16 protein-coding genes are annotated in these 20,843 nt (G+C 61.8%); 9 read left to right on the top strand and 7 right to left on the bottom strand.

What is annotated here, in order from left to right; all coding sequences use genetic code 11:
• The first annotated feature begins 21 nt into the window (after positions 1–21).
• The gene (locus tag GQ59_RS26350) at positions 22–834 is read left to right on the top strand and encodes a DUF72 domain-containing protein (RefSeq protein WP_037087015.1); all 813 of its coding nucleotides are present in this window, start codon (positions 22–24) and stop codon (positions 832–834) included.
• Here the strand turns inward: GQ59_RS26350 and GQ59_RS26345 are convergent.
• Positions 831–2,312, bottom strand: a complete 1,482-nt coding sequence (locus GQ59_RS26345) for a bifunctional ADP-dependent NAD(P)H-hydrate dehydratase/NAD(P)H-hydrate epimerase (RefSeq protein ID WP_037087013.1) — start codon at positions 2,310–2,312, stop codon at positions 831–833. The two genes, GQ59_RS26350 and GQ59_RS26345, sit on opposite strands and share 4 nt — an antisense overlap.
• A gap of 343 nt (positions 2,313–2,655) precedes the next feature.
• Here GQ59_RS26345 and GQ59_RS26340 point away from each other — a divergent pair, with 343 nt between their 5' ends.
• The 4 genes from GQ59_RS26340 to hspQ all read left to right on the top strand — a co-directional run bounded on the left by GQ59_RS26340 (position 2,656) and on the right by hspQ (position 5,935).
• The gene (locus GQ59_RS26340; RefSeq protein WP_007753933.1) at positions 2,656–2,994 is read left to right on the top strand and encodes a P-II family nitrogen regulator; all 339 of its coding nucleotides are present in this window, start codon (positions 2,656–2,658) and stop codon (positions 2,992–2,994) included.
• Positions 2,995–3,066: 72 nt separating this feature from the next.
• Entirely contained in the window at positions 3,067–4,476 is a 1,410-nt protein-coding gene (gene glnA / locus GQ59_RS26335) for a type I glutamate--ammonia ligase (protein WP_037087011.1), read from the top strand.
• A gap of 112 nt (positions 4,477–4,588) precedes the next feature.
• Entirely contained in the window at positions 4,589–5,512 is a 924-nt protein-coding gene (locus tag GQ59_RS26330; RefSeq protein WP_037087008.1) for a DMT family transporter, read from the top strand.
• A 93-nt stretch (positions 5,513–5,605) separates the two neighbouring features.
• Complete coding sequence (gene hspQ, locus GQ59_RS26325; protein WP_007753924.1) at positions 5,606–5,935, top strand: heat shock protein HspQ; 330 nt, start codon at positions 5,606–5,608, stop codon at positions 5,933–5,935.
• Positions 5,936–6,051: 116 nt separating this feature from the next.
• Here hspQ and GQ59_RS26320 read toward each other — a convergent pair whose 3' ends face one another.
• A complete protein-coding gene (locus tag GQ59_RS26320; protein ID WP_037087005.1) occupies positions 6,052–6,699 on the bottom strand; it encodes an invasion associated locus B family protein in 648 nt (215 codons plus the stop codon).
• 276 nt (positions 6,700–6,975) lie between these two features.
• On the opposite strand from GQ59_RS26320, the gene GQ59_RS26315 reads away from it, so the two are divergent.
• The 3 genes from GQ59_RS26315 to GQ59_RS26305 are packed head-to-tail and all read left to right on the top strand — an operon-like array spanning position 6,976 to position 10,453.
• Positions 6,976–8,790, top strand: coding sequence for an extracellular solute-binding protein (locus GQ59_RS26315; protein WP_174459636.1), 1,815 nt, complete (start codon positions 6,976–6,978; stop codon positions 8,788–8,790).
• Positions 8,791–8,827: 37 nt separating this feature from the next.
• Entirely contained in the window at positions 8,828–9,499 is a 672-nt protein-coding gene (locus tag GQ59_RS26310) for a DsbA family oxidoreductase (RefSeq protein ID WP_037087004.1), read from the top strand.
• 15 nt (positions 9,500–9,514) lie between these two features.
• Positions 9,515–10,453 (top strand): DMT family transporter, encoded by a 939-nt coding sequence (locus GQ59_RS26305; RefSeq protein ID WP_037087002.1) that lies wholly within the window; start codon positions 9,515–9,517, stop codon positions 10,451–10,453.
• Here GQ59_RS26305 and mfd read toward each other — a convergent pair whose 3' ends face one another.
• Positions 10,454–13,960, bottom strand: coding sequence for a transcription-repair coupling factor (gene mfd / locus GQ59_RS26300; protein WP_037087055.1), 3,507 nt, complete (start codon positions 13,958–13,960; stop codon positions 10,454–10,456).
• Positions 13,961–13,971: 11 nt separating this feature from the next.
• The gene (locus GQ59_RS26295; RefSeq protein ID WP_037087001.1) at positions 13,972–14,301 is read right to left on the bottom strand and encodes an FAD assembly factor SdhE; all 330 of its coding nucleotides are present in this window, start codon (positions 14,299–14,301) and stop codon (positions 13,972–13,974) included.
• 90 nt (positions 14,302–14,391) lie between these two features.
• On the opposite strand from GQ59_RS26295, the gene recG reads away from it, so the two are divergent.
• Positions 14,392–16,497, top strand: coding sequence for an ATP-dependent DNA helicase RecG (recG, locus tag GQ59_RS26290; protein WP_037087054.1), 2,106 nt, complete (start codon positions 14,392–14,394; stop codon positions 16,495–16,497).
• A 1-nt stretch (position 16,498) separates the two neighbouring features.
• On the opposite strand, the gene GQ59_RS26285 is transcribed toward recG, so the two are convergent.
• The 3 genes from GQ59_RS26285 to glmU form a co-directional block, all read right to left on the bottom strand.
• Complete coding sequence (locus GQ59_RS26285) at positions 16,499–17,194, bottom strand: DUF502 domain-containing protein (protein ID WP_037087000.1); 696 nt, start codon at positions 17,192–17,194, stop codon at positions 16,499–16,501.
• Between the two features lie 91 nt (positions 17,195–17,285).
• Positions 17,286–19,112, bottom strand: a complete 1,827-nt coding sequence (gene glmS / locus GQ59_RS26280) for a glutamine--fructose-6-phosphate transaminase (isomerizing) (protein WP_037086999.1) — start codon at positions 19,110–19,112, stop codon at positions 17,286–17,288.
• Positions 19,113–19,232: 120 nt separating this feature from the next.
• Positions 19,233–20,594 (bottom strand): bifunctional UDP-N-acetylglucosamine diphosphorylase/glucosamine-1-phosphate N-acetyltransferase GlmU, encoded by a 1,362-nt coding sequence (glmU, locus tag GQ59_RS26275; protein ID WP_037086998.1) that lies wholly within the window; start codon positions 20,592–20,594, stop codon positions 19,233–19,235.
• Positions 20,595–20,843 lie beyond the last annotated feature (249 nt).

The following is a 20,843-nucleotide window of genomic DNA, read 5'->3' as shown; positions in this document are numbered from 1 at the left end:
TCCGCACAAGGGAGGCAATTCATGACCAAAGCCGGCACTATTCGCACGGGCATCGGCGGCTGGACCTTCGAGCCGTGGGAAGGCACATTCTATCCTGAAAAACTGGCGAAGAAAAAACAGCTCGAATATGCCGCCAGCAAGCTTAGAGTCATCGAAGTCAACGGCACCTATTACGGATCGCAGAAGCCGGAGACCTTTGCCAAATGGGCATCCGAGGTTCCAGACCGCTTCATCTTTTCGCTAAAGGCAAGCCGGTTCACCACCAACCGCAAGGTTTTGGCCGAGGCGGGGGAGTCGATCGAAAAATTCCTGACCCAGGGCCTGACCGAGCTCGGTGACCATCTCGGGCCGCTGCTCTGGCAGTTCGCGCCGACCAAGAAGTTCGAAGCGGATGATTTCGAAGCCTTCCTGAAACTGCTGCCGAACAAGCTGGACGGGCTGGACCTGACTCATGTGGTCGAGGTCCGCAACGACACATTCAAGGTGCCGGAATTCGTCGCGCTGCTTTCGAAATACAACATTGCGCCCGTCTGTGCCGACCATTTCGACTATCCGATGATCGCCGATGTCACGGCGGATTTCGTCTACGCGCGCCTGCAGAAGGGGTCGGACGATATCAAGACCTGTTATGCGGAAGAGGATATGAAGGCCTGGGCGAAAAGGCTGGAAACCTGGGCTGAGGGCGGCGTGCCGGACGATCTGCCGCTGGTCGACGAGAAGCGTGACGTCAAGAAGAAGCCGCGCGACGTCTTCGCCTTCTTCATCCACGAGGGCAAGGTGAACGCGCCCTATGGCGCGATGGCGATGCGCGAACTCCTGGAAAGCCGACGCTAGGGATCCAGCCCGATGCCGGCATGGGCGGCGAGGTTCTCGGCCGTCATGCCCCTGCCCGCGCGCTTTCCGGCTTCTCCATGCAGGTAGACGCCGGCAGCGGCCGCCTCGAAAGCGGGCATGCCCTGGGCGAGCAATGCGCCGATCATGCCGGCCAGAACGTCGCCGGAACCGGCAGTCGCCAGCCACGGCGGTCCGTTGGTATTGATGTAAGCGCGTCCGTCGGGGCCAGCGATCACCGTATCGGCGCCCTTGTAGACAATGGCAGCATGAGCGCGGGCGGAAGCCGCCACCGCCTTTTCCACCTTGCTCAGGTTTTCATCCGCGGCGATGTCGGGAAACAGGCGGGCGAATTCGCCCTCGTGCGGCGTCAGCACCAGACGGGGCTCCCCGCCGGCAAAGCCATCGAACAGGTCCGAAGGCTTTTCCTTGAACGAGGTGATCCCGTCTGCGTCGAGCACCAGCGGCCGATCCTTCAATGCCAGCGCGAACTGCCTCGCCTTCTTGCCGATGCCAAATCCCGGTCCGAGCACGAAAGCGGCAAGCTTTGCAGTGTGAAGCCAGTTTTCCAGGTCTTTGACCGTGTCCACCTGGTGCAGCATGATCGCAGTCAGCGAGGCCGCATTGACCGGCATGGCATCACTTGGCGAACCGACCGTCACCAAGCCTGCCCCCGCCTTCAGGCCTGCGGCCGCCGAAAGCCGAGCCGCACCCGTCTTGCCAGCCTCGCCCGAGAACACGGCCAAGTGTCCGCGGCGATATTTGTGGGTGTCGCTTCCCGGCGCGGCCAGCTGACCACTCCACAATTCGGGTCCGTTCTCTCTCACCTTGCCGGTAACCTCGCGGATGATGCGGGCTGGAATACCGATATCGAAAACCTCGACGTCACCGCAGAGAGACCTGCCCGGCAGCAGCAGGTGACCCGGCTTCCTAGTCATGAAGGTGACCGTATGGGCGGCCAGGAAGGCGGCTCCGAGCGCCCCGCCCCGCCTCCCGCAGAGACCGGACGGCAGGTCAACTGCGAGAACCGGTATCCCCGCCTCGCCGACCCTGCGGATCACTTCCGCGACAATGTCCGGCACATTGCGGGTCAGGCCGGCACCGAACAACGCGTCGACCACCACGTCGCCGGTTTGCGGCCGATAGGCTTCGAGCGGTTTCGACGCCAGGCCGCAGAGGTCGCGCGCCCGCCTTGCATCGCCTTTCAGTGTTCCGGGATCGCCGAGATGGTGGACGTCGACGGTGGCGCCGGCTTCGGCAAGTACGCGGGCCGCCACATATCCGTCCCCCCCATTGTTTCCGGGACCGCAGAGTGCGACAAAACGCAAGGCGCCGGGAAAATGCCGAAGCGCGGCGGCAGCAATCGCGCGGCCTGCCCTGTCCATCAGGTCAAAGGACGGAATGCCGGACCGGGCAGAAGCGGCATCCGCCGCCGCCATCTCGTCGGGCGTCAGAAGCAGTGAAACAAGCGAACCATCCATAGCGCTATTGAACGGAAAGATGATCAGAAAACAAGCGCCACTTCTCTAGCCAGAAAGGCATAAACATTAGGCAATTGCCTAAATATGTGACTTTAGCTTGACTATATTCAACATCACTTAAGTTTCGAAAAAACTTCAAAAAACTCCGATTCCTGTGCCGCAATGCACAAGTTTTGAGAAAAACGGCAGCGATTTTGCCACTGAAGGTGCTGTTTTGTCGGGAATTAGTGCAAAACCGCATTATTTTTTTGAAAGTCGCTTCCGAGTTTGGCACGATAACTGCATTGGCATGGTCGAGCGGGTAACGGCCTGCTTCAAGAGAGAAGCGGAGATATAGTTTCTCATGAAAAAGATCGAAGCGATCATCAAGCCTTTCAAGCTCGACGAAGTGAAGGAAGCCCTTCAGGAAGTCGGCTTGCAGGGAATCACAGTGACCGAAGCCAAGGGTTTCGGCCGCCAGAAGGGCCACACCGAGCTCTATCGCGGCGCGGAATACGTCGTCGATTTTCTGCCGAAGGTCAAAGTTGAGGTTGTCCTCGCGGACGAGAACGCGGATGCCGTCATTGAAGCCATTCGCAACGCGGCACAGACTGGACGGATTGGAGACGGCAAGATATTCGTCTCCAACGTGGAGGAAGTCATCCGCATCCGCACTGGTGAAACGGGCGTGGACGCCATCTAAACGCCCCCGCATCCAAACGCCTTGAGGCCGAAGGCCCGGGGTTTCATCGTCATCGTACATCGAGGAGGCCATATGACGAGCGCAAGCGAAATCATGAAACAAATCAAGGAAAACGACGTCAAGTTCGTGGACCTGCGCTTTACCGACCCCAAGGGCAAGCTGCAGCACGTCACCATGGACGTCGTCTGCGTCGATGAGGACATGTTCGCCGACGGCGTCATGTTCGACGGTTCCTCGATCGGCGGCTGGAAGGCCATCAACGAGTCGGACATGGTGCTGATGCCGGACCCGGCGACGGTTCACATGGATCCGTTCTTCGCCCAGTCGACCATGGTCATCTTCTGCGACATTCTCGATCCGATCTCGGGCGAAGCCTATAACCGCGATCCGCGCGGCACCGCCAAGAAGGCCGAGGCCTATCTGAAGGCATCCGGCATCGGCGATACCGTGTTTGTCGGCCCGGAGCCGGAATTCTTCGTCTTCGACGACGTCAAGTACAAGGCGGACCCTTATAACACGGGCTTCAAGCTCGACTCGTCCGAACTGCCGTCCAACGACGACACGGACTACGAGACCGGCAACCTCGGTCACCGTCCGCGCGTCAAGGGTGGCTATTTTCCGGTTCCGCCGGTCGACAGCCTGCAGGACATGCGCTCCGAGATGCTGACCGTACTCGCCGAGATGGGCGTTGTCGTCGAAAAGCATCACCACGAAGTGGCTTCCGCCCAGCACGAACTCGGCGTCAAGTTCGACACCCTGGTGCGCAACGCCGACAAGATCCAGATCTACAAGTATGTCGTGCACCAGGTCGCCAATGCCTATGGCAAGACCGCGACCTTCATGCCGAAGCCGATCTTCGGCGACAACGGCTCGGGCATGCACGTGCACCAGTCGATCTGGAAGGACGGCAAGCCGACCTTCGCCGGCGACGAATATGCCGGCCTTTCCGAGAGCTGCCTCTTCTATATCGGCGGCATCATCAAGCATGCCAAGGCGATCAACGCCTTCACCAACCCGACGACGAACTCCTACAAGCGTCTCGTCCCGGGTTATGAAGCACCGGTTCTGCTCGCTTACTCGGCTCGCAACCGCTCGGCTTCGTGCCGCATCCCCTTCGGCACAGGACCGAAGTCGAAGCGCGTCGAAGTCCGCTTCCCGGATCCGCTGGCAAACCCCTATCTTGCCTTTGCCGCCATGCTGATGGCCGGCCTCGACGGCATCAAGAATAAGATCCATCCCGGCAAGGCCATGGACAAGGATCTCTACGACCTGCCGCCGAAGGAACTGAAGAAGATCCCGACCGTCTGCGGTTCCCTGCGCGAAGCCCTCGAAAATCTCGATCGCGACCGCAAGTTCCTGACCGCCGGCGGCGTCTTCGACGACGACCAGATCGACGCCTATATCGAACTCAAGATGGTGGAAGTCATGCGCTTCGAAATGACGCCACATCCGGTCGAGTTCGACATGTATTATTCGGCCTGATCCGACTGGGCGCGATTTCCGCGCTTGCTTGCGTTGAAAACGGCGGGCCGCAAGCCCGCCGTTTTCCATTTCGCCGAGCCTTGCGGCTTGCGCCTCCATTGCCGGTGTGCCGATGACCTCCCCCAACTCACCACAGCCGCGCCCGATCGACTGGGTGATCTTCGCCCTTGTGCCCGTGTTCTTTTCCAGCAACCTGATCTTCGGACGCGGCGTGATCGGCGAGATCGGGCCGTTCATCACCGCCTTCATCCGCTGGGCCGGAGCAACGCTGATCATCGTGCCGTTGCTGTATCTCGACTGGGCGGCTGCCTGGACCTTTGTGCGCCGGCATACCTGGCTCTGGCTGTGGCTGGGTTTCTTGAGCATCGGCATCAGCGGCGGCTTCGTTTATTGGGCGCTAACGCTGACGACGGCATCGAATGCTACGCTGATCTACACGACGTCATCGCTGTTCATCATCCTTTTCGAATGGCAGTTTTCCGGCCGCCGGATCGGCGGTCGGGAGCTCTTGGGCATGGCAGTCGCATTCGCCGGCGTGGCGGCAATCGTGCTGCGTGGCGATGTCGGCGCCTTGGCGCACATGAATTTCAATGTCGGCGACCTCGGCATGCTCGTGGCGGCGATTGCTTTTGCGATCTACTCGCTCCTGCTGCGACGCCCGGCGGCCCAGGCGATCCGGCCATTCACGCTGTTCGGGCTGATCGGCTTTTCCGGGTCGCTCCTCCTGCTGCCCCCGGCGCTCTGGGAACTCTTCCAGGGCGGGCTGCTGCCGACGACGTTGTCAGCCTGGTCGAAGATTGCCGGCATCATCCTGTTTGCTTCGCTTGCAGCGTTCTTCTGCTTTCAGCATACGGTGCGGATATTTGGCCCGGCGACGGCGGGAGTGACGCTTTACATGATGCCGCCGGTTTCCATCGTCATGGCGGTGATATTCCTCGGCGAAACTTTTGAAAGATATCACGCGGTCGGCATCGTTCTGGTGCTCGGCGGCATAGTTCTGGCGACGACCGGGCCGCGGAGGCTGACTAAGCCTTAAGTCTATCCGTGGAACGAAGCAAGCCGGCTTGCATTAATCTCTTGATGTCGGGGAATTTTATTCCCACATTAGGATGCGAAAGGACATCGCACCATGAAACAACGCAACGCTAAATTCACCATCGGAGAAGTGGTCCGCCACAAGGTTTTTCCGTTCCGGGGCGTCGTGTTCGATGTGGATCCGGAATTCGCCAATACGGAAGAATGGTGGAATTCCATTCCCGCGGAAATCCGGCCGAACAAGGACCAGCCCTTCTATCATCTCCTCGCGGAGAATGACGAGACGGAGTATGTGGCGTATGTCTCGGAGCAGAACCTGGAACACGACGAAAACGATGCTCCGCTGCGCAATCCGCAGGTCTACCAGATCTTCGATCGCGGCCCATCCGGTCAGTTGAAGCCCAAGATCATACTGGCCCACTAACCCGAATTCACAAAACTCGGACAAGGCGTCGGCATTCTGCCGGCGCTTTTTTCATGTCCGGAATCACAAAGCCCGGCGCATGGCCGGGCTTTCAGCTGTTTGGTTCAGACTGGAACTTACTGACCCTGCTTTGCAGAGTTCTGTGCGTCTTCCAGCTTCTTGCGGGTCTCTTCCGCCTTGCGCTGCATGCCTTCCTCGAGGCTGCGCTGGCTCTGAGCGATTTGTTCCTGCGGCATGGCCGGACCGTCGAATACGCCGGTGAAGCCGGTGAGCGGAACCTTGATCGGGTTCGGAGCGCGGCGGAAATTGATCGACGTGAAGACCACCTCGCCACCCTTCTTGAGGCTGGCGATCATGGCGTCGGTCAGCGGCACTTCGGCGGTGCACTTGTCCGGAAGGCATACGATGTAATCGAGCTTCTGGCCCTTGCCGCCGTCGATCTGCATGACGATACCGGGCGGCACGAGGCGCGCGGTCGGTACCGAAACCTGCATGATCTTGCGGTTGACCTTGCCTTCGACCGTGATCAGGCCGACCGCGGTGATGAGCTGACCGTTCTGGGCGGCAATGATGTTCTGCACGACGCAGAGATCGCTGTCGTCCTGCTTGGTGCAGGTCTTGAACCAGCCGAGCGGCGGCGCACCGGGAGCGGCTGCGGCCGGAGCATCCTGTGCCAGGGCTGCAACCGGCAGCGCTGCTGCGCCGGCCGAAAGAGCGAGAGCGGACATCGCCGTCCGCAGAACTTGGGTTGCCTTAAGCATCATAACGAGATCCGTCTCCTGAAATCCGCTGGGTACGGCAGACGCCGTCAACTCCCTCGGGGTGTCCTACTGCCTGTGACCTGTCGGTCAAATGAGGCAATTGAATGACCCGCCCGTGTGGCCAACCTGTTACATCGGGCAGACATCGATATCCAGTCCCTCTTTCGTATTTTTTGACAAGGAGTTAAAGTCGGCGATCACTCTTTTGCACATCGCGATGGTTGGTGCGCCTCCTGGCATGCGCTATTTTGCAGGCGAATCAGCGAGGATTTCACCGCCATGGGTCCCATGCGACGCTTTCTTCCCCTCATCGCCGCGCTTCTCATCGGCACCCCGGCCCTGGCCGAACCGGTCCACGGGATAGCCATGCACGGCAGTCCGGCGCTTGGCCCCGACTACAAGCATTTCCCTTACGTGAACCCGGACGTGAAGAAGGGCGGGCGCATAACCTATGGCGTTGTCGGCACGTTCGACAGCCTCAATCCGTTCATCCTGAAAAGCATGCGCACCTCGGCGCGCGGCATCTGGGACCCGGCCTTCGGCAATCTTATCTTCGAATCGCTGATGACGCGTTCTAGCGACGAGGCGTTCACGCTTTATGGGCTGCTGGCCGAGAGCGTCGAATGGAATGACGACCGGACCTTCATCCAGTTCAATCTCAATCCGAAGGCGAAATGGTCGGATGGCCAACCGGTGACCCCGGATGATGTGATCTTTTCGTTTGAACTGTTGCGCGACAAGGCCCGCATTCCCTTCTCATCCCGACTGGCGCCCGTCGCCAAAATGGAGAAGGTCGGCGAGCATGGCGTCCGTTTGACCTTCAACGAAAAGGCCGACCGGGAGTTTCCGCTGATACTCGCCACCGGCACCCCGATCCTGCCGAAACACGCAACCGATCCCGCCACTTTCGATCAGTCGACGCTGAAGCCGCCGGTAGGCTCCGGTCCTTATCGGATCAAGTCCATTTCGCCCGGAGAACGCATCGTCTATGAACGGGATCCGGGTTACTGGGGCAAGGATATTCCGGCCAAGGTGGGTTTCGACAATTACGATCAGATCAGCGTCGAATATTTCCTGCAGGACAACACGTTGTTCGAGGCCTTCAAGAAGGGCGCTATCGACATCTATCCCGACGGCAGTCCGACACATTGGACGCGGACCTACGATTTTCCCGCGGTCCAGAATGGCGACGTGATCAAGGATGCGTTCAAGCCGCAGCTGCCGACCGGCATGCTCGGTTTCGTGTTCAACACGAGACGTTCGATCTTCGCCGACGTGAACGTGCGCGCCGGCCTGTCGCTCGCCTTCGATTTCGAATGGGCCAACAAGAACCTTTTCGAGGGCGCCTATACCCGCACGGAAAGCTTCTGGCAGAACTCGCCCCTCTCCTCCCTCGGCAAGCCGGCCGACGAGCGGGAGCTCAAGATCCTTGGAGTCATCAAGGACCGGATCGAACCGGCAGTCCTCGACGGCACCTATCATCTGGCCAAAACCGACGCTTCGGGTGCGGATCGCAAGGTGCTGCGCGACGCGGTCGAACTGCTCAAGAAGGGTGGCTACGCGATCAGGAACGGCAGGATGACGGACGCTTCCGGCAGGCCGTTGACCTTCGAGGTCATGACCCAGACCCAGGACCAGGAAAAACTCGCGATCGCCTATCAGCGGACGCTGAAGATGATCGGCGTCGACATGTCGATCCGCACCGTCGACGATGCCCAGTACCAGGCCCGCTCCGGCAATTTCGACTATGACATGATCGTCAAGTCCTATCCCGCGTCCCTGTCGCCCGGCATCGAACAGGTCGGTCGCTGGGGATCCGATTCCCGCAATCGCGACGGCAGTTTCAATTTTGCCGGCACTGCGGATCCCGATCTCGACAGGCTGATCGAGACCATGCTGACGGTTCGCAGCAAGGAGGATTTCGAGGCCGCGGTGCGGGCTTACGACCGGATGCTGATTTCCGGTCACTATCTCGTTCCGCTATATCATATCCCCGATCAATGGGTGGCGCGTCGCAAGTATATCGGTTATCCGGGAAAACTCCCGCTCTATGGCTACCAGCTCAACACCTGGTGGGATAAACGGGCGCAATAATCCAGTCTCTTCCGGTTACCGAAGAAAGGACGCCGCCATGGAGCGCGTAACCATCGACATCGTTTCGGATATCGTCTGCCCGTGGTGTTACCTCGGCAAGGCAAGGATGGAACTGGCGGTCGCCGAAGTGCAGGACGAAATCGGCGTCGACATCAACTGGCGCCCTTATCGGCTCAACCCGGACCATCCGCCCGAGGGCGTCGATCGTCAGGCCGATCTAGCCGCCAAGCTCGGCGGCAAACAGGCCGTCGAACGCGCCCACGACATGCTGACGAAACTCGGCGAAGAGGTCGGCATCAAGTATAATTTCGAGGCGATCAAGATCGGCCCCAATACGCTCGATGCCCATCGCCTGCTGCATTGGGCGATCGTCGAAGACCGCCACATTCAGGACAAGGTAGCGACTGCCCTGTTCAAGGCGAATTTCGAGGAGGGCCGCAATGTCGGCGACCACGCCGTGCTCGCCGACATCGCCGAAAAATCCGGCCTGGACCGCAAGGTCATCGAGAACCTTCTGGCGAGCGACGCCGACAAGGACACTGTTCTCGGGGAAATCGAGGCGGCCCAGAAGATGGGCGTGACCGGCGTGCCGTTCTTCATCATCGACGGACAATATGCGGTCAGCGGCGCGCAGACACCGGATGTGTTTGCAAATGCGCTGCGAGAAATCGCCAAGCTGAAAGCGGAAGCCCGCAAAGGCATGATCTGAGAACGGACCGACCGCGTGCGTATCGACCAGACCCCGAAAGGCGTCCTTCTCGCCTTCGCCTCGTTTGCCGCCTATTCCTGGAGCGATGCCAGCGTCAAGATGATCGACGGCGCGCTGACGCCCTATGAAATGGGCTTTTTCGGCGCCGTCTTCATGCTCGCCGGTTTTCCCTATCTCATGAAACCAGGCGACAGCTGGCTCGACGTGGTGAGAAGCACCAACCGGCCGCTCTGGGTCCTGCGCTTCTTCTCGGCGGCCGTCGGGACGATCGGCAGTGTCGCGGCCTTCACCTATCTGTCGATGGCGGAAGCCTTCGCGCTGATCTTCCTGCTGCCGTCCTTCGTGACGATCATGTCGGTGCTGTTCCTCAAGGAGACGGTCGGAATCCGGCGCTGGGGCGCCGTGATCATCGGCTTCATCGGCGTTCTGGTCATATTGCGCCCGGGCTTTCGCGAGCTTTCGATCGGGCATGTCGGTGCGGTTTTTGCCGGGTTTTCCGGGGCGATCTCGATCATCGTCTATCGCGCCGTTGGACCATCGGAGAAGCACATCTCGCTCTACGGCGCTGGCGTGCTTGGCGTTCTCGTCATCCTCGGCATCCTGATGATCCCGGACTTCCACTGGCCGACCCTCCCGCAATGGGCCATGCTCGCGGGATACGGCCTGCTGTCGGCACTCGCCACCGTCTGGCTCATGTATGCCGCCAACTACGCGCCCGCCGCCGTGATTGGGCCGACCCAATACAGCCAGATGCTTTGGGCCATCCTGTTCGGCTACCTCGTCTTCGGCGACAAGGTCGACCTGCCGATGTTGATCGGCATCGTGCTGATCATCGGTTCCGGCCTCCTGACGCTCGCCCGCGAGCGGGCACGCGACGTGCGCCTGCCCGCGTCCGTCGCCACGGATCAGCAGGCCGCCGTCGTCACCGTCCCCGAGAACAAATCCGACATATAATCACGATTTGGCCAGTTCCGCGAACTGGGTCATCACCTGGGCTGCGGCCGTCAGCCGTTTTTCAGGGGACGGCAGATCGCGGGTGAGGAAGACGCTGTGGTCCGGGCGGATCTTGGCGAGCGTCCCCTGCTTGGCGATATAACCGACAAGGTTGGCCGGGTTCGGGAACTGCTTGTCGCGGAAGGTGACGACGATGCCCTTGGGGCCGGCATCGAGCTTCTCGACATTGGCCTTGCGGCAGAGCGACTTGATATAGACCACCTTCAGCAGGTTCTGCACCTCGACCGGCATCGGGCCGAAACGGTCGACCATTTCCGCGCCGAAACCATCGATCTCGGACAGGTCCGCGACCTCGCCGAGGCGGCGGTAGAGACCCATGCGCAGATGCAGGTCGGGCACGTAGCTTTCCGGGATCATCACGGTGATGCCGACGGAAATCTGCGGCGACCAGCCGGTATCGGTGATCTCGTCGTCGCCCTTCACTTCCGCAACGGCTTCCTCCAGCATCTGCTGGTAGAGCTCGAAACCGACTTCCTTGATATGGCCGGACTGTTCCTCGCCGAGCAGGTTGCCGGCGCCGCGGATATCGAGGTCGTGGCTGGCGAGCTGGAAACCGGCGCCGAGCGTGTCGAGCGACTGCAGCACTTTCAGGCGGCGCTCGGCAGTGGTCGTCAGCTGCTTGTTGACCGGCAGCGTGAAGAGCGCGAAGGCGCGCACCTTGGAACGGCCGACACGGCCGCGGAGCTGGTAGAGCTGCGCCAGGCCGAACATGTCGGCGCGGTGGACGATCAGCGTGTTGGCGGTCGGCACGTCGAGGCCGGATTCGACGATGGTCGTCGACAGGAGCACGTCGTACTTACCGTCGTAGAACGCATTCATGATGTCTTCGAGTTCGCCGGCCGCCATCTGGCCATGGGCAACCGCGACCTTCAGTTCCGGCACGTCCGACTGCAGGAAAGCCTGGATTTCCGGAAGGTCCGCGAGCCGCGGGCAGACATAGAAACTTTGGCCGCCGCGATAATGTTCGCGCATCAGCGTCTCGCGGATGACCAGCGGATCGAAGGGGGAGATGAAGGTGCGGACCGCCATGCGGTCGACCGGCGGCGTGGTGATCAGCGACAGTTCGCGTACACCCGTCATGGCAAGCTGCAGCGTGCGCGGGATCGGCGTTGCCGAGAGCGTCAGGACATGCACGTCGCTCTTCAGTTCCTTCAGCCGTTCCTTGTGCTTGACGCCGAAATGCTGCTCCTCGTCGATGATCAGCAGGCCGAGATTGGCGAACTGGATGCCTGCACCGAGCAACGCATGGGTGCCGACGACGATATCGACCTTGCCGTCGGCGAGGTCCTTCTTGGTCTGCGCGAGTTCCTTGGCCGGCACCAGCCGCGACGCCTGCTCGACCTTGATCGGCAATCCGCGAAAACGCTCGCGAAACGTCTTGAAATGCTGGCGGGAGAGAAGCGTGGTCGGCACAACGACCGCCACCTGTGCGCCGTTCATCGCCGCGAAGAAGGCGGCGCGCAGCGCTACTTCGGTCTTGCCGAAACCGACGTCGCCGCAGACGAGCCGGTCCATCGGACGGCCGGCGCCGAGATCGTCGCGCACGGAGTCGATGGCGTTCGCCTGGTCCTCTGTCTCGTCATAGGGGAAACGGGCGGCGAATTCGTCGTAGAGCCCTTCCGGCGTCGTCAGAACCGGGGCGCGGCGAGTAATGCGGGTCGCGGCGATGCGGATCAGCGCATCGGCCATGTCGAGCAGGCGCTTCTTGAGCTTGGCCTTGCGGGCCTGCCAGGCGCCACCGCCGAGCTTGTCGAGCTGGGCTTCCGCCGCGTCTGACCCGTAGCGCGACAGGAGGTCGATGTTTTCGACCGGCAGGAAGAGTTTTGCCTGGTCAGCATAATGCAGTTCCAGGCAGGCGCGGGGTGCCCCGGCGGCCTCGATCGTCACCAGGCCGACGAAGCGGCCGATGCCGTGCTCGGCATGGACGACCAGGGAACCTTCGTCGAGGCCGGCCACTTCGGTCAGGAAATTGGCGCCGCGCTTGCGGCGCTTGCCGCGCCGGACCATGCGGTCGCCAAGAATGTCCTGCTCGCCGATGACGACGATATTGCCCGTCTCGAAACCGGCTTCGAGACTGAGAACGGCAGACGCCGCCTCGCCTTTTTCCAACTTGTCGAGATCGGCAAGCTTGTCGATCTGGTTGATGCGCTTCAGGCCGCGCTCATCGAGCACCTGCAGCAGCCTGTCGAGCGAACCGGCCGACCAGCCGGTGACCAGAACCTTGAAGCCCTCGGCGCGCTTGTCGGCAATATGTTTGACGACGAGGTCGAAGACGTTGACCCGTTCGTCGCGATCCTTCTCTTCCGTCTGGTTTTTCGCCCAGCGCGGGCCGGTATGCGCATCCAAAGTCACCACCCGGCGACCTTCCGCATCCATCTCGTTGAACGGCGTCAGGCGCACCGCGTTGACAGCGTCGAGCGCTGCGGCAAAGGCCTTGCTCTCGAGATAAAGCTGGCCCGGCGAAACCGGCTTGTAGGGCGCCGCCTGAGCCGCGGCGCCCTTGCCCTGGGTGCCGCTGTCGCGCCGTGCCTCGTAGTAGTCGAGCACCAGTTTCGAACGCTCGCCGGCCGCCTCGCGCGCCGTGTGATCGGTGACGATCCGGAAACCCTTGAGGTAATCGAAGGCGGTTTCGAGCCCGTCGTAGAACAGCGGCAGCCAATGCTCCATGCCGGGATAACGCCGGCCTTCCGAGACCGCCTGATAAAGCGCGTCGTCACGGGTCGCGGCGCCGAAGAGCGACAGGTAGTTCTTGCGGAAGCGGCTGATCGTGTCCGGCGTCAGCGTCACCTCGCTCATCGGATTGAGGTCGAGGGCGCGCGCCTGGCCGGTGGTGCGCTGGCTGGCCGGGTCGAACGAGCGGATCGACTCCAGCGTATCGCCGAAGAAATCGAGACGCACCGGCTCTTCGGTGCCCGGCACGAAGACATCGAGAATGCCGCCGCGTACGGCGAACTCGCCGACTTCGCGCACCGTCGCGACACGCTCGAACCCGTTGCGCTCCAGCCGCGCCGCGATGTCGTCCATGCGGATCTGGTTGCCGGGCTTGGCTGAGAAGGCGAGGCTTTCGATGATCTCGGCAGGAGCGATCTTCTGCAGCATTGCATTGACGGTGACGAGCACGATCGCCGCATGCGGCTTCCTGGCATGCGAGATCAGCCCCGACAGGGCCGCCAGTCTACGGGCGGAGACATCGGCGCTCGGAGAAACGCGGTCATAGGGAAGACAGTCCCAGGCCGGCAGTGTCAGGACCGGGATTTCCGGCGCCACGAAGGACAGCATCTGTTCCAGATCGAGCATGCGCTGGCCGTCCGACAGGACATAGGCGACCGCCTGGCCGGCGCGGGCGAGCTCGGCCACGATCAGCGGCTCCATGCCCGGCGGCACGTTGCCTATGGTCAGCGGGGTTTGCGCCGCGGCGATCTTCTTCGCGTCGAATCCGGGAATCATCGGGCCAGAATTCATATCTTGTGACCGAGCCTCGCTTCCAGGGAAGCCTTGGTGACGGGATCGAAATCCGGGTTATAGGCAGCGACGCGCGCGAAAAGCGGCGTTTTCCTATGCTCGGGCAAAGGTTGAGCCCCGGTGATCCAGGCATGCAGGTCGTGGTCGTCCTCGCCCATGATCGCTTCGAATTCGTCGAGTTCGGCTTCCCCAAGCTTGCCGATCTCGGCTTCCGCAAAACTCCCGAGAACCAGGTCCATTTCCCGGATGCCGCGATGCCAGCAGCGATAGAGGATGCGCCGGCGGCGCGGGTCGAGATCCGCGCTGGTGCGGGATAGTCCTGTCATGGCCGTGTCCTTGTTTTGCCGTTCATATAGGACGCTTTTCCGCCCCCGTCACCTTGCCAAATGGGCAAAATCCATCGCATTTTGCGCGCCATGCGTCCCGCCATACTCGATCCGCTGTTCTCGCCCGTCGCCTCGCTTGCCGGTGTCGGGCCGAAGCTTGCCGAACTGATCGCCCGCGTCACCGGCCGTGACGATCCGGACGACTGCCGCGTCGTGGATCTGCTCTTCCATGCCCCCTCCTCGCTGATCGACCGGCGCAACCGGCCGGGCATCGCGCTTTCGCCGCAAGGAGCGATCGTCACCATCGAAGGCCGGGTCGACCGGCATCAGCCGCCACCGCCCGGCAAGTCCAATATGCCCTACCGCGTATTCCTGCATGACGATACCGGGGAACTGGCGCTCACTTTCTTCCGGGCCAAAGGCAACTGGCTGGAAAAATCGCTGCCGATCGACGAGATGGTCATGGTCAGCGGCAAGGTCGACTGGTTCAACGGCCGACCCTCGATGGTGCATCCGGATTTCGTCGTAAAATCCTCCGAAGCCGAAAACCTGCCCCTGGTAGAGCCGGTCTATCCGATGACGGCCGGCCTGACGCCGAAAGTGCTGCGCAAGGCGATCGAGGGTGCCGTGGCACGCCTGCCGGACCTGTCGGAATGGGCCGACGAGGCGTTGACCTTGCGCCAGGGGTTCCCGTCCGTGGCGGAGGCCTTTCGCGGATTGCACGATCCGCGCGACGCGGCGGACATCGATCCGCAGGCCCCTGCCCGTCGACGACTCGCCTATGACGAGTTCCTCGCCGGCCAGGTGTCCCTGTCGCTGGTGCGCCAGAAGGTGCGCAAGGTCCCCGGCCAGCCGATCCGCGTGAAGGGCGATCTTGCCGCAAAGATCATCGCCAACCTCCCTTTCTCGCTGACGCCCAGCCAGAAAGCGGCTGTCGAGGACGTCATCAAGGACATGGCCGGCGAAGACCGCATGCTGCGGCTGCTGCAGGGCGATGTCGGCGCCGGCAAGACGCTGGTGGCGCTGCTCGCCATGTCCGCGGCCGTCGAGGCCGGCGGCCAGGCGGTGCTGATGGCACCGACCGAAATCCTCGCCCGCCAGCATTTTGCAACGATCTCCAGGCTCGCGGGTGCGGCGGGCGTGGCGGTCGAGGTGCTGACCGGGCGCACCAAGGGACGCGAGCGGGATCAGATCATTGATCGGATCGCCTCGGGCGAAGCGCAGATCATCATCGGCACGCACGCGCTCTTCCAGGATGCGATCAACTATCACAATTTGATGCTCGCCGTGGTCGACGAGCAGCACCGGTTCGGCGTGCACCAGCGCCTACGGCTGACCGCCAAGGGCATTTCCCCGCATATGCTGGTAATGACCGCAACGCCCATTCCCCGCACGCTGGTTCTCGCCGCCTTCGGTGATATGGACGTCTCGAAGCTGACGGAAAAACCGGCCGGCCGCAAGCCGATCCAGACCGTCACCATCCCCACCGAGCGAATCGGCGATATCGTTGCCCGGCTCAGGGGTGCGATCGGCGAAGGAAAAAAAGCCTACTGGATCTGCCCGCTCGTCGAGGAATCGGATGCCTCCGACCTGATGTCGGCGGAAGAACGTTATGCGGTTCTCGCCAGGGAGCTCGGCCGCGATGTCGGCTTGATCCACGGGCGGATGAGCGGGCCTGAGAAGGATGCGGTGATGGTCGCCTTCAAGACCGGCGAGATCCGGTTGCTCGTCGCGACCACCGTGGTCGAAGTGGGCGTCGACGTGCCGGATGCGACGATCATGGTCATCGAACATGCGGAACGATTCGGGCTTGCCCAGCTGCATCAGCTGCGCGGCCGCGTCGGGCGCGGCGACGAGGCCTCGACCTGCATCCTGCTCTACAAGGGGCCGCTCAGCGAAACCGGCCGGGCGCGGCTTTCGATCCTGCGCGACAGCGAGGACGGTTTTCTGATCGCCGAGGAGGATCTGAAACTGCGCGGGGAAGGCGAGTTGCTCGGCACGCGCCAGTCCGGCACGCCGGGTTTCCGGATCGCCAGCCTGGAAGCGCATGCGGACCTTCTGGAGATCGCCCGCAAGGACGCGGCCTATCTCCTGGAAAGGGATCCGGAACTCACCAGCGAACGCGGGCAGAACATGCGCGTGCTACTCTATCTGCACCGCCGCGACGAGGCGATCCGGTTCCTGAGAGCCGGCTAGATCAGGCCTGCATTTTCGGAGCCGGCAGGATGGCGGTCGGCGCGCCAGGGACGGGCTTGTAGTCCGGCGCGATCAACCCGCCCGAAATCAGCAGTTTGGCGCCCTCTTCCGGCGTCATGTCGAGCATGACAATCTTGCTCTTCGGCACGAACATCAGGAAACCCGCGGTCGGAACCGGTGTTGGCGGCAGGAAGACGCCGACCATTTCGTCCCCATCCACATTGAGCTTTGCGGCGATCTCTCCCTGCGCGTCGCCGGAAATGAACACCAGCGCCCACATGCCGGGGCTCGGAAACTCGATCAGCCCGCATTTCTTGAAGGAGGTCGACTGTTCCTTCAGCACCGTCTCGAAGATCTGTTTGATGCTCTTGTAGATGCTGCGGATCAGCGGCATGCGGTGCAGGATCGATTCGCCGAACTTGACGATCGAGCGGCCGATCAGGTTCTTGCCGAGAAAGCCGATGATGGTGATGAACACCACCGCGATCAGCAGGCCGGTGCCGGGAATGGTGATGTTGAAATAATATTGCGGATCGTAGCGCTGCGGAATGTAGGGCGTGACCCAGCTATCGGCCCAGTCGATGAAGGTGAAGGTGAGCCAGATGGTGATGGCAAGCGGGGCGCAGATGATCAGGCCGGTTAGGAAGTTGTTCCTGAGACGGCCGGCCAGCGATATTCGCTCTGGACTGTCGCTCATTCGGTTTCCCTGCATACTCTAAGCATTGCCGCAATCATCGATGCGACAATGCCGGATGCGATGTTGCGATGCAAGGAAAAGCCGGTGGATATCACTCCACCGTGACGGATTTTGCCAGATTGCGCGGCTGATCGACATCGGTCCCCATGAACACCGCCGTATGATAGGCAAGAAGCTGGATCGGTAGCGAGAAGATCATCGGCGCGATGATCTCGTCGACATTCGGCAGCGCGATCGTCGCCATGGTGGGAAGCTTGGACGCAGCAGCGCCCTTCTCGTCGGTGATGAAGATGATCTTGCCGCCCCGCGCCGCCACTTCCTGCATGTTGGAAACGGTCTTTTCGAAGAAGCGGTCATGCGGCGCGATGACGATCACTGGCATGTGCTCGTCGATCAGCGCGATCGGGCCATGCTTGAGTTCGCCCGCGGCATAACCTTCCGCGTGGATGTAGGAAATCTCCTTGAGCTTCAGTGCGCCTTCCATGGCAAGCGGAAAACTGGTGCCGCGGCCGAGGTAGAGCACGTCCTTGAAGCGGGACAGCTCCCGCGACAGCGCCTCGATCTGCGGCTGGATGTCGTTCAGCACCCGGCTCATGATCCGCGGCATTTCGGCAAGATGCCTTACCATCTCCTTCTCGTCGCCCGCCGTCACCGTGCCGCGGGCACGGCCGGCGCCGATCGCAAGCGCGGCGAGAACGGCAAGCTGGCAGGTGAAGGCCTTGGTGGAGGCGACGCCGATTTCCGGGCCGGCCAGAATCGGAAAGATGGCATCCGATTCGCGGGCGATGGTCGATTCCTTGACGTTCACCACCGCGCCGATCTTGAGGCCGTTGTCCTTGCAGTACCGCAGCGAGGCCAGCGTATCGGCCGTCTCGCCCGACTGGGAGATGAACAGCGCCGCCTGGGTTGGCGACAGCGGCAGTTCGCGATAGCGGAACTCGGAGGCGACATCGATCTCGACCGGCAGGCGGGCATAACGCTCGAACCAGTATTTGCCGATCAGGCCGGAGAGATAGGCGGTGCCGCAGGCAGCGATCGCCAGACCCGTCACCTTGCCGAAATCGATCGCCGTATCATTCGCCTTCACCGTATTGGCGGCGAAATCGATATAATGGCTGAGCGCATGGGAGATGATCTCCGGCTGCTCGTAGATTTCCTTTTCCATGAAATGGCGGTGGTTGCCCTTGTCGACCATGAAGGCCGATGCCTGGGAAATCTGGCTCTGCCGCTTCACCGGCCTGCCGTCGTAGTCGATGATCTCGACGCCTTTGTGGGTCATGACGGCGCAGTCGCCGTCGACCAGATAGGTGATCTCGTTGGTGAACGGCGACAGCGCGATCGCATCGGACCCCAGGAACATTTCGCCGCGGCCATGGCCGATCGCCAGCGGCGGCCCGAAACGGGCGGCCATGATCGTGCCCGGGTCGTCCTCGAACATCACCACCAGCGCATAGGCGCCGGAAACCCGGTTCAGCGTCGCCAGCATGGCGGCACGGTGGTCCAGTCCCTGGCGGGTGTATGTGGCAAGCAGGTGTGCAACGACTTCCGTATCGGTCTGGCTTTCGAAGATTGCACCTTCGGCCAGCAGTTCGTCCTTCAGCTCGGAAAAGTTCTCGATGATGCCGTTGTGGACGACGGCGACGCCGTCGACGAAATGCGGATGGGCATTGGTCTCGTTCGGAACGCCGTGGGTCGCCCAGCGGGTGTGGGCGATGCCGATCGTGCCGGGCAGCGGCTCCGCGTCGAGCCTCTTTTCGAGATTGAAGAGCTTGCCCTCGGCACGGCGGCGATCCATGCGCCCCTCGTGGACCGTCGCAACGCCGGCGGAATCATAACCGCGGTATTCGAGCCTTCGCAACGCATCGACCAGACGCGCCGCCACCGGCGAATTTCCGACGATCCCGACAATCCCGCACATAAACGACCCTTTCCGCTTCGTGAAACCCGCGCGAATTCCTAGCCGATTGCGGGTTTTGCGCAATCTGCCCGCCGGTCACTTTCGATGTCGGAAAGTAACGCGCAAATGTTAATGGCCGGGTTATTTTTGGGCCTTCTTGGCCGCCTTGAAGGCAAGCGCCCGCTCCCGGAGGATTTTCGCACGCTCCGGCTTCACTTCCTGGCGGGCACGGCCAAGCGCCAGCGCATCGGCCGGCACGTTTTCGGTGATGACGCTTCCCGAGGCGACATAGGCGCCGTCGCCGATCGAGACGGGTGCGACGAGCGACGAGTTCGAACCGACGAAGGCGTTGGCGCCGATGCGGGTCTCATGCTTGTTGACCCCGTCATAATTGCAGGTGATCGTGCCGGCGCCGATGTTGGAATGGGCGCCGACGAATGCGTCGCCGATATAGGTCAAGTGGTTGACCTTGGCGCCCTCTTCGATCCTGGCATTCTTGACTTCGCAGAAATTGCCGACCTTGGAGCCTGCCGCGAGATCAGCACCGGGACGGAGCCGCGCGAAAGGTCCGACCGTTGCGCCGCCGCTCACATGCGCGCCCTCGATATGGGAAAAGGCGTGGATCACCGCCCCGCTGTCGATCCTGACGCCCGGGCCGAAAACGACGTTCGGCTCGATCAGCGCGTCCTGGCCGATCTCGGTATCATAGGAAAGGAAGACGGTTTCCGGGGCGATCATGCTGACGCCCGAGATCATCAACTCATGGCGGCGGCGTTCCTGCCAGAGCTTTTCGAGCATGGCCAGTTCGGCACGGTTGTTGCAGCCGGCAACCTCCGTTTCCGGCGCGTCCACCGCCACGACCTTGCCGCCGGCGGCGCGGGCGATCTCGACGACATCGGTCAGGTAATATTCGCCCTTCGCGTTTTGATTGGTGATGCCCTCCAGAAACGACAGCGCCTTCTGGCCGTTGATCGCCATCAGCCCGCTATTGCACCAGATGATCTTGCGCTCGTCCTCCGTCGCATCCTTCTCTTCGCGGATGGCGATCAGCTCGCCATTTTCCACCAGCAGCCGGCCATAGCCGGTCGGTTTGTCGGTGTGAAAACCGATCACGACGACATCGGCTCCGGCGGCCAGCTTTTCCCGCGCCTCGGTGAATGGAGCGGAGGTCACCAGGGGCACGTCGCCATAGGCGATCAGGATATCGTCGTAACCGCGGGCGATGGCTTGTTTCGCCGTCAGGACCGCATGGCCCGTGCCGCGACGCTCGGTCTGCAGGAAGGCCTCGACCGCAACACCCTCGACTGCGCCGGCCTTGGCAACCCCGTCCGCATCGCGGCCGACCACCAGTGCCGCCTCGGTGACATCAGTCGATGCCACCGCCGCCATCACATGGGCGATCATCGGCCGGCCGGCAATCGGATGCAGCACTTTCGACATCGACGATTTCATGCGCGTGCTGTCGCCAGCGGCGAGGATGACGGCAAGGCAGGAACGGCTCATAGGGGGTTCTCCTTCACAGGCATTTTGCCGCTTCATAACAGCAAGATGATTGAAGTGCGATAAACGCCTTATGTCCGGCCGCAACAAAAAAGTGGCCCAGCCCGCCTGCGCTGGAATTGAACGGAATCATTGGAACGGCAGCATCGGAACAGATGTGGCCGCTTACGGTATGGGGCGGATGGTCTTGGTCAGGTCTGGTTGTTGCCGGGCCTTATCGGGAACGTCGGGCTGCCATAACAGAACCCCTTT

Origin of the sequence: Neorhizobium vignae, assembly GCF_000732195.1 — a bacterium.
In the GTDB taxonomy this organism is placed as follows: domain Bacteria; phylum Pseudomonadota; class Alphaproteobacteria; order Rhizobiales; family Rhizobiaceae; genus Neorhizobium; species Neorhizobium vignae.
This window is presented reverse-complemented; position numbering and strand designations above follow the sequence as displayed.